This is a genomic window from Streptomyces gardneri (assembly GCF_006539185.1).
Lineage (GTDB): Bacteria > Actinomycetota > Actinomycetes > Streptomycetales > Streptomycetaceae > Streptomyces > Streptomyces gardneri.
This window is the reverse complement of the sequence record NZ_BJMN01000019.1, coordinates 175,350-187,659: the sequence shown is the minus strand read 5'-3', so window position 1 is coordinate 187,659 and position 12,310 is coordinate 175,350. Positions and strand designations below refer to the sequence as shown.

Sequence of the window (12,310 nt, the reverse complement as noted above, 5' to 3'; positions counted from 1 at the left end):
GTGATCACGACGTCGCAGGTCTGACGAACCGCCGCCGCCTTCAGGTGCATTCCGTCGCGGGCCGTCTTGCCGAAGCCGGCCAGGAACTCGTCGCCGTACGCCTGCGAGTCCGACTCCACCCGGACGACGAGCCCCGAGTCCCCGAGCCGGACCCGGTCCCCCGCCCGGGGGCCGTGCACGGTGGCGTACTCGTGCGGGTCGATGTGCCGGCTCTCGCCCGGCGCGCAGTGGTCGCTGTGTCTGCTGGGCCTGCTCATCGCCCCGCTCCTTCCGTGCCGAGGTAACCGCAGGCCGCCGCGCGCCGCAGGGCCTCCTCCTTCGCTCCGGGCGCGTCCAGCGGCCCGTCGACGAGGCCCGCGAAGCCGATCGCGACGCGCGCGCCGCCCATCGGTACGAGTCCGACGTCGGCGCTGGCACCGGGATCGAAGCGGGTGGACGACCCGGCCGGGGCCGCGAGCCGCATGCCGTACGCGGCGGCGCGGTCGAAGTCCAGGCGGGGGTTGGCCTCGAAGAAGTGGAAGTGCGAGGTCACGCTCACCGGGACCGAGGCCGTGTTGCGGACGGTCAGGGTGATCACCGGTGCCGGTTCCGGGAGGGAGTCCGCGTGGGGCAGTACGGCCCCGGGGGCGCCGTCGCCGCGCTCCACGTCCCCGAAGGGGTCGCTGATGACGGCCAGCCGGGACCCGTCGTCGAACACGGCCTCGACCTGGATCTCCGTCACGATGTCGGTGACGCCGGGGAGCACGTCGTCCGGGCCGAGGACGGCGCGGCCGCGCTTCAGCGCCTCGGCCAGCCGGAGGCCGTCGCGCGCGGCCTCGCACACCGTGTCGGCGATCAGCGCCGTCGCCTCCGGCACATTGAGACGCAGCCCGCGTCCCAGGCGTGTACGCGCGAGCTCGGCGGCCGTGAAGAGCAGCAGCCGGTCCCGCTCGGTGGGGGTCAGAGGCATATCGCCCCCTGGCGCACGGTCCTGGTCACATGCATGGCGTCCCGTTCCTTTCTCCGGATCACCGGAAGCAGGGTGTGTCGCACACTGTGACACTGACTGAAATCTCAGTCAACAATCTGGCCGGGACCGTGCGTTCGCGACTCCCCCGCGCCCCTCAGGCCGAGCGCAGGGCGTCCGTCGGGGACGCCCCGGCCGCGCGCAGTGCCGGGTAGATGCCGGCGACGGCGGCCACCAGGACGGAGACCGAGGGGCCCGCGACGATCGTGTAGAAGGGGACGGAGACGGGCCATCCCTGGACCAGGGCGTAGCCGTAGACGGCCAGACTGCCCAGGACCAGCCCGCCGATCCCGCCGATGAAGCCCATCAGCACGGCCTCCAGCAGGAACTGGACGGCGATCTGCCCGCCCCTGGCACCCAGCGCGCGGCGCAGCCCGATCTCACCCCGGCGCTCCATCACGCCCACCACCATGGTGTTGGCGATGCCGACGCCCCCGACGAGCAGGGCGACCGCGGCGAGGGAGAGGACCAGTCCGGTCAGTGCGCCCTTCGCCTCGCCCCGCGCCACGAGCAGGTCGGACGGCCGGCTGACGGCGACCATGCTCGGGCTGACCGGATTCGCGGTGGCCCCCGCCACCGCCTGCACGTCCGGGACGCGTTCGGGATGGGTCCGGAGGTAGACCGTGGCAGCGCTGTCGTCCGCGCCCAGCTGGGCCCTGGCCTGCGGCCAGCCGACCAGGGCCGCCGTGCCGAGTTCGGGAGCCAGGTCGTTCGGCGCCAGGATCCCCCGGACCACGTACGGCTGTCCGCCGAGCCAGACCCGCTCGCCGGGCGCGGTCACGCCGAGGCGCTGCGCGGCCTGGTCGCCGAGCACGGTCACGGGGAGGTTCTCGGCGGCCTTGTCGAGCCACCGCCCGCTCCGCACGGTCGCGTGCAGGACGTCCAGCAGGTTCAGCCTGGCGGCGAGCACACTGAGGCCGCCGGTCTGCTGCTTGGGCACCAGGTCGTTGCGGTAGATCTCGGCCTTGGTGGCCCCGGTCGCGGTGACCTGCTGCACCGGGGCGACCCGGGCGAGCATCTTCTCGGCCGTGGATGGCAGCGGGACGAGCTGCTGCTGGGCGTCCTTTCCCGGCGACACGGTGATCAGGTTGGAGCCGAGCTGGTCCAGGCGGGCCAGCAGGTGCGCCTGGTTCGACGCGGAGATTCCCGTCACGGCGATGACGGCGGCGATGCCCAGGCAGATGCCGAAGGCCGAAAGAGCCGAGCGCGTCTTGCGGGTGCGCGGTCCGATCATGCCGAGGCGCAGCAGGTCCGTGGGGCGCAGCCGGGTGCGGCGTCGTGGGGAGCTCATCGGACGTCTCCTGCCAGGTGCGGGCGGCGCTCGTCGAAGTCGACGCGGCCGTCGTGGATGCCGACGCGCCGGGGGAACGACGCGGCGAGGTCGCGGTCGTGGGTGATGACGACGACGGTGGTGCCGCTGTCGTTCAGGGCCCGCAGCAGGTCGACGACCGCCGCGCCGGAGTTGCTGTCCAGTGCCCCGGTGGGTTCGTCGGCGAGGAGCAGTGCCGGGCGTCCGACGAGGGCGCGGGCGATCGCGACCCGCTGCTTCTCGCCTCCGGAGAGCTGGTCGGGACGGTGCCGGAGGCGATGCCCGAGGCCGACCTCGCGCAGCGCCTCGACGGCCGCCTCGCGCCTCCGCGCGGCCGGGACGCCGCTGTAGAGGAGGCCCGTGGCGACGTTCTCGACCGTGCTGAGTCCCGAGAGCAGGAAGAACTGCTGGAAGACGAAGCCGATCCGGTGGGCGCGCACGGCGGCCAGTTCGGTGTCGGCGAGGTGGGACAGGTCGCGCCCCTCGAAGCGCAGCCGGCCGCTGGTGGGCCGGTCGAGCGAGCCGAGGAGGGCCAGGAGCGTGGACTTGCCCGATCCCGAGGGGCCGACGACGGCGAGGAGCTCGCCGGCGTCGACGGTGAGATCGATGCCGTGCAGGATGCGCAGCGGCGGTGATCCCGGGTACTCCTTGGTGACGCCGGTGAGCTCCAGGACCGGTGGCAGTTCGCGGGTCGACGGCGGTTCGCCGGCCTGTGGCGCCGTCACTTCGGGATCACCACCTGGTCGCCGCGCTTCACGGCGCCGGAGATCTGGGCCCTGGCGTCGGCGACCAGTCCCAGCTGCACCTTCACGAGACGCGTGGTGGTGCCGGAGACGACCTTGACGCCGTAGCCACCTCCGTCCAGGGCGAGCAGTGCGGTGACGGGGACGATCAGGGCGTCGGCGGCGGTGTCGCCGACGACGTTGACCGTCACGGAGGAGGGTCCGGCCCGGCGGACGTCCCGCTGGTCGTCCAGCACGATGGTGACGGTGGTCTTGTGCTGACCGCCGCCTGAACCGCCCGGGCCGCCGTCCCCCTCCTCGCCGTCGGCCCCGCCACCGCGGATGAGGGAGCGGATGCGGCCCTGGACGGTGCCGCCCTCGGCGAGCCGGACCACCACCTTGCCGTCGGGCTTGAACCGGGACAGCTGGTTGTCGGCGGGCTGTACGACGGCGACGAGGTGGGTGCTGGTCACGGTCAGGACCGGGGAGGCGCCGACGGGCGACCCCAGCTGAGCGCCGACCTTGTGCAGGCGCACGCCGGCCTGCGGCAGCATGACGACGGTGCCGAGCGCGACCGTTCCGGTCTGCTTCACTCCCAGGGACTTCTGCCAGCGCTTGACGGCGGTGGCGGTGCCCTTCGCGAACTTCTCGTCGACGGTGAGGCCGAGGCCGTCGGCGTGTCCGAGCCTGATCAGGTTCCGCTTCAGCTGTTCGACGTCGGGGCCGTCGGTGACACCGGGTCCCAGGTCACGCCAGAGAGGCCGGATCCCCGTCATGAGGACGACGGGGCGTCCGTCGACCTCGTAGAGCCGCCCGCCCGCCTTCACGACGGAGCCCACCGCGGGCAGTGCGGTGAACGTCCCCCGGCCGGAGGCGACCACGGAGGTGGGCGCGTCGTAGCCGAGGGTCCCGAGGACCTGGATGCTGCTGGAAAGCGACCCCTGCTCCACGGCGACCACGCCGTGGCTGAGGAGCGGCTGTTCGGCGACGGAACCCCGGGGTTCCCAGGGGCGCGTCGTACCCCACGCGGCCGCCCCTCCGATGGCCGCGACCAGCACGAGGGGGACGACGACACGACGGCGCTTCCTCCGCGTGCCGCCGGACTCGACGTCGGCGGGCGCGGGCGCGGTGATCTGGTCCACGGTCACTGGCCGATCTGGTAGCCGGGCAGGGGGAGCTTGCTGCAGGCCGGCTGGACCGCGTCCCACTTGGCCGGGTCGAAGGCGAGCCGGGGAATGTGGAGGATGCCGGTCTTCGGGTCGGGGTCGGGCAGGTCCGGATAGCCGCTCTTCCGCGCGCACGCGACCCAGGCGCGCCCCATCTCGACGAACTTCCGGGAGTTCTTCTCGTTGATCTGGTGGATGCCGGGGTTCTTCGCGTCGCAGACCTTGGCCGCCGCCTCGTATCCGGCGACGGCGGCATCGTCGCCCGTGCCCGATGCGGGCATGTAGATGTTGCCGTCCTTGTCCTGCTGGACACCGTTCTGGCCCTGACCGTGCATGCAGGTCACCCAGGCCCGGCGGACCACGTTGTCGTCCTGCTTCTTTCCGGCGCCCGTCCCCTCGTCCCCGGCGACCCTCGGTGCGGTGTCGTCGGCGGAACAACCGCTCATCACCAGGACCGCGGTCACGGCGGCTGCCGCCATGAGGGCCCGCCCGGTTCGACTGCGCATGTGCTGCTCCCTTTTCGATCTCGACGATGTCGTAGGGCAGTTCTACGGAGCGCCTGGTGAGCCACGGGTGAGCGTGCGCCTAACCGCCGGCTAACGCCCCCGGGAGGCATCCTTGAGCGGGCGGTCGGAGGACGGGACCGCGCGGGGCACGATCGAGTGGAGTGGGTCGGAACATGCGGGTGCTCATCGTCGAGGACGAGGCGGAGCTGGCCACGATGCTCGCCGAAGGTCTGCGCGAGGAGGGCATGGTGTGCGAGATCGCGCACGACGGGGCACGCGCGCTGGAGATGACGGCCGCCGCCTCGTACGACGTCCTCGTCCTGGACCGGGACCTGCCCCTGCTGAGCGGGGACGCCGTCTGCCGGGCGTTGAACACGGCCGGCTACCCGGCCAGGATCCTGATGCTGACCGCCGCCGGCGCGCTCACCGACCTGGTCGAGGGTCTCGGTCAGGGCGCCGACGACTACATGACCAAGCCGTTCTCGTACCTCGAACTGATCGCCCGGCTGCGGGCCCTCGGCCGGCGCGCCTCCACCGGCGCCACCGCGACGGTGCTGAGCCGTCAGGGGGTCAGCCTGGACACCGTCCGCAGGGTCGCGGAGCGCGACGGCCGGCCGCTGAGGCTGACGCCCAGGGAACTCGGCGTGCTGGAGCTGCTCCTCGCGGCCGACGGCGCACCCGTCACCACCGAGGAGCTGAAGGACCGGCTGTGGGACGCGGCGCTGGACCCGGCGACGACCGCGGTCCGGGTGACCGTGCACGCGCTGCGCCGCAAGCTGGGCGAGCCCTCGCTCGTCCACCACGACCCGGGCTTCGGGTACCGGCTGTGAACCGCCTGCTCGGGCGCCGTGCGGCGCGCCGCACCGCCCCGTACCGACTGCCTCTGCGCGGCCGGCTGACCCTGATGACCACCTCGGTCTTCGTGGTCCTCGGCAGCGGACTGCTCGTGCTGAACTGGCTGAGCTCCCGCCAGCTCATGGAGGAGAACCGTTCCCTCCTCATCCCGGCGGAGGACCTCACGACGCCCCTCCCGGCCACCGGAATCCCCGAGCCCGGACCGAGCCCCGCCCCGCTGCCGCCGGAGAGCATGCAAGCAGCGGTGACCACTCCTTCCGAGGCCTTCGAGGACTTCCAGGGCAGGATCCTCGACGACCTGCTCGTCCGGTCCCTGCTCCTGCTCGCCGTGTTCACCGCCCTCGCCGCGCTGCTCGCCTGGTGGGCCGGACGCCGCTCGCTGCACCGCCTCACCCAGGTCACGTCGACCGCCCGCCGTATCGGCACGGGCAGCACCCTCGAGGAGCGCCTCGACCTGAGCGGACCCCACGACGAGGTCCGCGAACTCGGCGACACCTTCGACGCCATGCTCGACCGGCTCGACCGCAGCTTCACCGCCCAGCGCCACTTCACCGCGCATGCCTCGCACGAACTCCGCACACCGCTCACCCTCCAGCGCACCGCACTGGAGATCCCCCTGGCCCAGGGCCGGGTCCCCGACGACCTGAAACCGGCCCTCCACCGGGCTCTGGACGCCAACGCCCGCTCCCAGCGTCTGATCGACGCGCTGCTGACCCTGGCCAGGGGCGAGAGTGAGCACCTGACACCCCACCCGGCGGATCTCGCCGACGGCGCCCGCATTGCCCAGGAGGACCTCGCCGAGGAGGCCCGTACCGCGGAGGTCCGTGTCACCGCGCGCCTCTCCCCCGCACCGGTCGCCGGCGACCCCTCCCTGCTCCGGCACATCACCCTGAACCTGCTGGCCAACGCGGTACGCCACAACCACCCGGGCGGTACGGCGACGACGGCCACCGGCACCCACGGGGACCGTGCCTTCGTGGAAGTCACCAACACCGGCCCCGTGCTCGACCCCGGCGACGTCCCCGCCCTCTTCGAGCCGTTCCGGCGCGGCCCGACGCAGCACGGGAAGAGCCTGGGCCTGGGCCTCGCCGTGGTCCGCGCGATCACCCTCACCCACCACGGCGAACTCACCGCGACGCCCCGCCCGGGGGGCGGGCTGACGGTACGGGTCCAACTGCCCCGCAGACCGGGGGACGACGCGTCGGACGGCCCGGACGGATCCTAGGACCCGTGCGATTTTTCCGACCTTGATCGCCGGGCAGGTCCTGGCGCGTGTCCGTCCGACCCTGATCGGCCGGACAGGCCTCAGCCGCCCAGTCGTTCGACCTCGGCCTCGATGGCTTCGGCCATCAGCGTCCGGGCGTGGGAGATCAGGAGCGTGCCGCTGAGCCAGCGCATGCTCAGGCCCTCCAGGAGGGCGGTGAGCCGCTCGGCGGAGGCCGAGAGAGCCGCCGCCGGAGCCATCGGCCGTACGCCGCCGAGGAGCTCCGCCACCTCCTGGACCCAGACGGCCGTGGAGCGCTCCAGGTCCTGCCGCAGGACTTCGTCGAAGACCGCGCTGGCCCGCAGCTCACCCCAGGCGCTGCTGTTCTCCCTGACCTCGGTGGTGTCCTGGAGTTCCAGCAGCAGCGTCTGGTCCAGCTCCTCGCGCGGGCTGAGAGGTTCGGCGTCCGGCGCGCGGTACGTCGTGTAGTGCCCGGCGCGGTCGCTGATGAACTCCAGCGTCTTGAGCAGGATCCCGGTGCGGTCCTTGAAGTGGTAGTAGATCAGCGCGGTGGAGACGCCCGCCTCGGCGGCCAGCTCCTCCACGCGCAGGCCACGGACGCCGCGCCGGGCGATCACCCGGGCGGCGGCTTCGAGGATCTGAGTGCTGCGAGACGCCATGGCCCGAACTTTATCGTTCCCCCCTCACGAGGCTCAGGCGAGCACGGCGACGGCGATGACGAGGACCAGGGACGGTCATCCCGGGCACAAGGGCCCCGGGGACGAGTTCGCCTCCCGAGGTCGGGTCTTTTGACTAAATCTTCAGTCAATATGCGACACTGTTGTTCAGACCACTCAGGAGGGGGATCACGTGGCGACGGACCGCAGAAGGGCCATCCTGGAAGCCGCCGCACGGGTCATAGCCCGGCACGGAGTCCGCGGGCTGCGCATGGAGGAGTTGGCGACCGAGGCCGGGGTGTCCACCGCCCTGATCTACTACCACTTCAAGGACCGGGCCGGCACCCTGCGCCACACCCTGGAGTTCATCAGCGACAGGGCCGACCGGTACACGTCCGAAGGTGACGGCGACGGCGGCACAGGGCCTTCCGACGCTCTGCAGGAGCTGGAGCAGTCCCTGCTCCTGGAGTTCCAGGACGTTCCGGAGGTCCGCGAGAACAGCACCGTATGGGGGGAGCTGCGCGCCAGCGCGGTCTTCGAGCCCGAGCTGCGCGGGGATCTGGCCAGAGCCACGCTGGCCTGGATCCATGATGTCGCGGACCTCTTGGGCTGCGTCCGGCCGACGGTCCCCGCGCCGGCCCTCACGGCGTCCGCGGAGCGTCTCACCGGCCTCCTGGAAGGGCTCAGCACGCGCTGGCTCAGCGGCGCCCTGCCCTTGCCCCACGTCCGAGAACTGGTGAGGGAGGCGGTCTCCATCGAGGTCGAGCGCCTGAGTCACCGCACCACCGAGCCCATGCCTCACTGACTGCCAGGCCATCGAGCCACACAGCCGCTGAGCGCTGAGCCGTCGAGCCGCCGAGCCGCCGAGCCGCCGACAGCAGGCGCTCCCCACCCGAGCCGTGCACCCTGTTCTCAGGGCAGCGCGTGAGCCCACGATCGGAGACCCCACCTTGTCCGACACCCGCCGACGCGAGCGGAGCCGCCGCGGGCTCCTTCCGGCCGCGCTGGCCTGCCTCCTGATCGCGGCAGCGGTCGCCCTGGGCACCTGGCTCCAGTTCGGCGAGCGCCAAGCCCTCGACACCGTGCACACGGCGGGCAGCCCGGCTCCCGACCGCGTGGACGTGGAAGCCTCGATCCAGCGCGTCGACGCCGCCGGCCGGGAACTGATCCTGCGCGTCCTCGTGACCCCGCGGGGAGAACTGGCCGAGGCCGGCGGCGTCTCGCCAACCGAGGACCTCACGATCCAGACCTCGGCCTCCACCCGGGGCGACCTGTCCTTCAAGGCGCACAGCCGGATCTCGACCAAGGACCTGCCCGTCACCCTGACCGGCGGCTCGATCACGGACTACCCCTTCGACGCCTACGACGCCGCGATCGAGTTCAACGCCGTCCAAGGAGGCCAGAAGGTCCCCGTCCGGGCGACGCTGACCAGCAGCGACGCCCTCTTCGCTGCGACGGTGGACGCCTCGGAGGAGGAGGGGGCCGCACTCTTCGACGTCGGCCTGGGGCGCTCCAACAGCGTACTGATCTTCGCCGTCTTCATGATGGTCGCCATGTGGGCGCTCGCCCTCTCGGTGCTCACCGGAGCGTGGTTCCTCGTCACCCGGCGCAAGGGCCTGACCTGGCCGGCGCTGGGCTGGATGGCCGCCACGCTGTTCGCCCTGGCGGCCTTCCGCAACACGGCCCCGGGCGCGCCGCCGATCGGCTGCCTCATGGACTACATCGCCTTCCTCTGGGCCGAGACCGTCGTCGCCTTCTGCCTCGTCACCGTGGTCGTCACCGGCTTCGCGGCGGAGCGCCGGCCGGACGCCGAGGCGTCGTAGGCCCTGCGCGAGAAGTGGCGGCTCCCTCGCCTCCTGCCGTCTCCCGCGCATGCAGACGCGGCCGGGCCTTCCTACGATGAAGGCGTACGTCTCGCGGTTCTGTCGGGGTCCTAGCGGAGCGAGGGAACATGGCGGCCGAGGATGCCGGACCCGTCGGGCGACCGGCGGAACTGAAGCACAATGCGATCGGCTTCGTGGACGCCCTCGTCATCGGGCTCAACTCCACGTCCCCCGCGTACTCCCTCGCGGCCGTCATCGGCCCGATCGTCGCACTCGTCGGGATCTACGCCCCCGGGGTGATGTTCGCGGCCTTCGTGCCGATGCTGATGATCGCGTCGGCGTTCTACTACCTGAACAAGGTCGACCAGGACTGCGGCACGACCTTCTCCTGGGTGACCCGGGCCATGGGCCCCTGGGCCGGCTGGCTCGGAGGGTGGGCCATCGCCATGACCGGGGTCCTGGTCGTCGGCTCGCTCGCCGATGTCGCCGTCACCTTCGGTCTGCTCGCGGTCGGCCTCGACAGCTGGGTGGACAACACCTTCGTACGCCAACTGCTCACCGTGCTGCTCATCCTCGCGATGACGGCCGTGTGCGTCGTCGGCACCGAGTTGTCGGCCAAGGTGCAGAACGTCCTCATCCTGGCGCAGGTCGCCTGCCTGCTGATCTTCGTCGCGGTGGCGTTCTACGCCGTCTACTCCGGCACGAGCAAGTACGACGCGGTCGAACCGTCCCTCAGCTGGCTCAACCCCTTCGGCGCCGGTGGCGCGGCGCTCACCGGCGGGCTGCTCCTGGGCGTCTTCATCTACTGGGGCTGGGAATCGGCGGTCAACCTCACGGAGGAGGTCGAGAACTCCGCGACCGCCCCCGGCAAGGCGGGGCTCTGGTCGACCGTGATCCTTCTGGTGACCTACGTGTCCGTGGGATTCGCGGTCGTGGCCTATGCCGGTCCGGTGTTCCTGGCCGAGAACGCCGACGAGGAGGAGTTCCTCTTCGCCCAGCTCGCCGGTGACGTCATGGGCGGCTGGGACTGGGTCCTGCTCCTCGCGGTCTGCACGTCCGCGATCGCCTCCACGCAGACCACCATCATCCCCGCCTCGCGTACGGCGCTGTCCATGGCGCGCCGCCGGGCGCTGCCCGCCCACTACAGCCACATCAGCCCGCGCTTCCGCACCCCCGACGTGAGTACGTGGTGGGTGGCCGGCATCGCCATCGCCTGGTACCTCGTGGTGAACCGGATCAGCACCAACGCGCTCTACGACTCACTGACCGCGCTGTCCCTGCTGATCGCCTTCTACTACTCGCTCACGGGCCTCGCCTGCGTGATCTACTACCGCCGCCACCTCTTCGAGAGCGTCCACAACTTCCTGCTGATCGGCCTCGGGCCCCTGATCGGTTCCGGACTGCTTGCGTGGCTCCTGGTGAAATCGGTCTCCGACATGGCCGATCCGGAGAACTCCTACAGCGGCACCTCGTGGTTCGGACTCGGGCCGCCGCTCGTCATCGGCATCGGCATCGCCCTCACCGGGGTGGTCGCCATGATCGTCCGACGCTTCGTGGACCCGACGTACTGGCGGGAGCGCCCGGGCGTGGCCGACCCCGACCTGGTCCATGGACACGGTCAGGGACACGGCCACGGCCACGGCCACGGCAAGGGCTCCTGAGAGGTACGCCGGTCAGCCGAAGTCGGGGATGGGGTGCCCCGGGGCGAGGGCCGCCGCGATGCGCTGGGCGAGCACATGGGCGGTGTGGCCGCCCGGGGCGTTGGGCCCCTGCGTGGTCGAGACCGCGATGGCCAGGCGCTCGGACGGCAGGTACGCCATGGAGGACGAGTAGCCGAAGAAGAGCGGGTGCTGGGAGATCCAGTCGCCCAGTACCACCACGCCCATGCCGTAGTGGGTGGCCTCGGTGTTCGCGAGGCAGACGGTGGCCGGGCACTTGCGGGTGGCGTGGCCGAGGCCCACCGTCCCGGGGTTCAGGAGCTGCCGGTAGGAGGCCGGGGACAGGAGCTCACCCGAGCCGAGGCCCGAGGCCGAGCGGGCCAGGTCGCAGATGTCGGTGGTCTGGACGGCTCCGGGGGCGGTGGTCCACGAGGGGTTCCAGAAGGTGGACTCCTCGTACGTCCCCCGGTCGGCGGTGAAGGCGTGCAGGGCGGGTTCCGGGATGTCGGGCGTGAAGCTGTTGCGGGTCTCGCGGAGCCCGAGGGGACCGGTGACCTGCCGCCGGAGGAGGACGTCGAGCCGGGTTCCGGTGATCTTCTCCAGGGCGGCGCCGAGAAGGACGAAGTTGGCGTGCGAGTAGTTCCAGTTCGTGCCCGGCTCGTACCAGCGGTCCTCGGCGGTCGCGAGGGCCACCACCTCCTTCCCCGTCCACTGACGGAAGGGGTCGGCGGTGACGGCCCGCTGGAATGCGGGGAGGCGGACGTAGTCGACGAGACCGGTGGTGGACGCGGCCAGCATGCGCAGGGTGATCTTCTCGCCGTCCGGGAGGTCGGGCAGCCAGCGCGCGACGGGGTCGTCGAGGTCGACCTTGCCCTGGTCGACGAGGCGCAGGAGCGCCGTTCCCATGTAGCTGATGGCCACGTTGCCGTTGCGGAAGTGCATGGCGGGATCGGCCGGCACACCGGTCATCGACTCGCCGAGGGCGGTGGTGACGAGCTCGCGGCCGTCGACGGTGACCTTCAGGATCACGGATTCGAGGTCCATGTCGGCCTTGGCCCGCTCGGCGGTCCGCAGGACGTCACGCGCCGGGCCGTGGCCGGGCAGCCGGGAACCGGTGCACGGCCGACGGTGGCCGCCGTCACCCTCCGGGGTGCCGACGGCGGTGACCGGCGCACCGAGGGCGACGAGTGCGGTGAGCGCGGCGACGACCGCACGGCGCGTCCGCGCGGTGGAACGGGCTGAAGTCATGGCCGGAGTATCGGCCGGGAGCGCGCGCACGACGCCCCGGTGAGCGCCGACCCGCACGGACATCACCCATCGGGTCGCATCCCACTCGATACCCAAGGGGGGTATTCGACTTTCCCGGCGCAGCCCGCCTACGGTC

The 12,310-nt window shown here is 71.7% G+C and carries 12 protein-coding genes and 1 pseudogene; 5 read left to right on the top strand and 8 right to left on the bottom strand.

Annotation, left to right across the window (positions count from 1 at the left end; genetic code table 11):
- The 6 genes and pseudogenes from SGA01_RS15760 to SGA01_RS41065 all read right to left on the bottom strand — a co-directional run.
- Positions 1-257: pseudogene (locus tag SGA01_RS15760) on the bottom strand (urease subunit alpha); the annotation flags it as partial.
- A complete protein-coding gene (gene ureA, locus SGA01_RS15755) occupies positions 254-949 on the bottom strand; it encodes an urease subunit gamma (RefSeq protein ID WP_141297122.1) in 696 nt (231 codons plus the stop codon). The gene ureA and the pseudogene SGA01_RS15760, both read right to left, overlap by 4 nt.
- 154 nt (positions 950-1,103) lie before the next feature.
- On the bottom strand, positions 1,104-2,297 hold the full coding sequence (locus SGA01_RS15750) for an ABC transporter permease (protein ID WP_141297121.1): 1,194 nt from the start codon (positions 2,295-2,297) through the stop codon (positions 1,104-1,106).
- Positions 2,294-3,040: an ABC transporter ATP-binding protein gene (locus SGA01_RS15745; RefSeq protein ID WP_229918468.1), complete on the bottom strand. Its 747-nt coding sequence runs from the start codon at positions 3,038-3,040 to the stop codon at positions 2,294-2,296. The genes SGA01_RS15750 and SGA01_RS15745 overlap by 4 nt, the downstream gene beginning before the upstream one ends.
- Complete coding sequence (locus SGA01_RS15740; protein WP_141297120.1) at positions 3,037-4,185, bottom strand: peptidoglycan-binding protein; 1,149 nt, start codon at positions 4,183-4,185, stop codon at positions 3,037-3,039. The genes SGA01_RS15745 and SGA01_RS15740 overlap by 4 nt, the downstream gene beginning before the upstream one ends.
- Positions 4,182-4,709, bottom strand: coding sequence for a hypothetical protein (locus SGA01_RS41065; RefSeq protein WP_167534109.1), 528 nt, complete (start codon positions 4,707-4,709; stop codon positions 4,182-4,184). Before SGA01_RS41065 ends, SGA01_RS15740 begins: the two co-directional genes overlap by 4 nt.
- Before the next feature lie 173 nt (positions 4,710-4,882).
- Here SGA01_RS41065 and SGA01_RS15730 point away from each other — a divergent pair, with 173 nt between their 5' ends.
- Together SGA01_RS15730 and SGA01_RS15725 are read left to right on the top strand one after the other, a co-directional pair.
- Positions 4,883-5,539, top strand: a complete 657-nt coding sequence (locus SGA01_RS15730) for a response regulator transcription factor (protein WP_141297119.1) — start codon at positions 4,883-4,885, stop codon at positions 5,537-5,539.
- The gene (locus SGA01_RS15725; RefSeq protein ID WP_141297118.1) at positions 5,536-6,789 is read left to right on the top strand and encodes a sensor histidine kinase; all 1,254 of its coding nucleotides are present in this window, start codon (positions 5,536-5,538) and stop codon (positions 6,787-6,789) included. Before SGA01_RS15730 ends, SGA01_RS15725 begins: the two co-directional genes overlap by 4 nt.
- Positions 6,790-6,869: 80 nt before the next feature.
- Here SGA01_RS15725 and SGA01_RS15720 read toward each other — a convergent pair whose 3' ends face one another.
- Positions 6,870-7,448 carry a TetR/AcrR family transcriptional regulator gene (locus tag SGA01_RS15720; RefSeq protein ID WP_141297117.1) on the bottom strand — a complete coding sequence of 193 codons (579 nt, stop codon included), beginning with the start codon at positions 7,446-7,448 and terminating at the stop codon, positions 6,870-6,872.
- Positions 7,449-7,638: 190 nt separating this feature from the next.
- Here SGA01_RS15720 and SGA01_RS15715 point away from each other — a divergent pair, with 190 nt between their 5' ends.
- From SGA01_RS15715 to SGA01_RS15705, 3 genes are all read left to right on the top strand, one after another.
- Entirely contained in the window at positions 7,639-8,250 is a 612-nt protein-coding gene (locus SGA01_RS15715; RefSeq protein WP_141297116.1) for a TetR/AcrR family transcriptional regulator, read from the top strand.
- 145 nt (positions 8,251-8,395) lie between these two features.
- Entirely contained in the window at positions 8,396-9,268 is an 873-nt protein-coding gene (locus SGA01_RS15710) for a DUF4436 domain-containing protein (RefSeq protein ID WP_141297115.1), read from the top strand.
- Positions 9,269-9,396: 128 nt separating this feature from the next.
- Complete coding sequence (locus tag SGA01_RS15705) at positions 9,397-10,929, top strand: APC family permease (RefSeq protein WP_141297114.1); 1,533 nt, start codon at positions 9,397-9,399, stop codon at positions 10,927-10,929.
- Between the two features lie 12 nt (positions 10,930-10,941).
- Here the strand turns inward: SGA01_RS15705 and SGA01_RS15700 are convergent, their stop codons facing one another.
- Positions 10,942-12,174: a serine hydrolase domain-containing protein gene (locus tag SGA01_RS15700; protein ID WP_141297113.1), complete on the bottom strand. Its 1,233-nt coding sequence runs from the start codon at positions 12,172-12,174 to the stop codon at positions 10,942-10,944.
- Positions 12,175-12,310 lie beyond the last annotated feature (136 nt).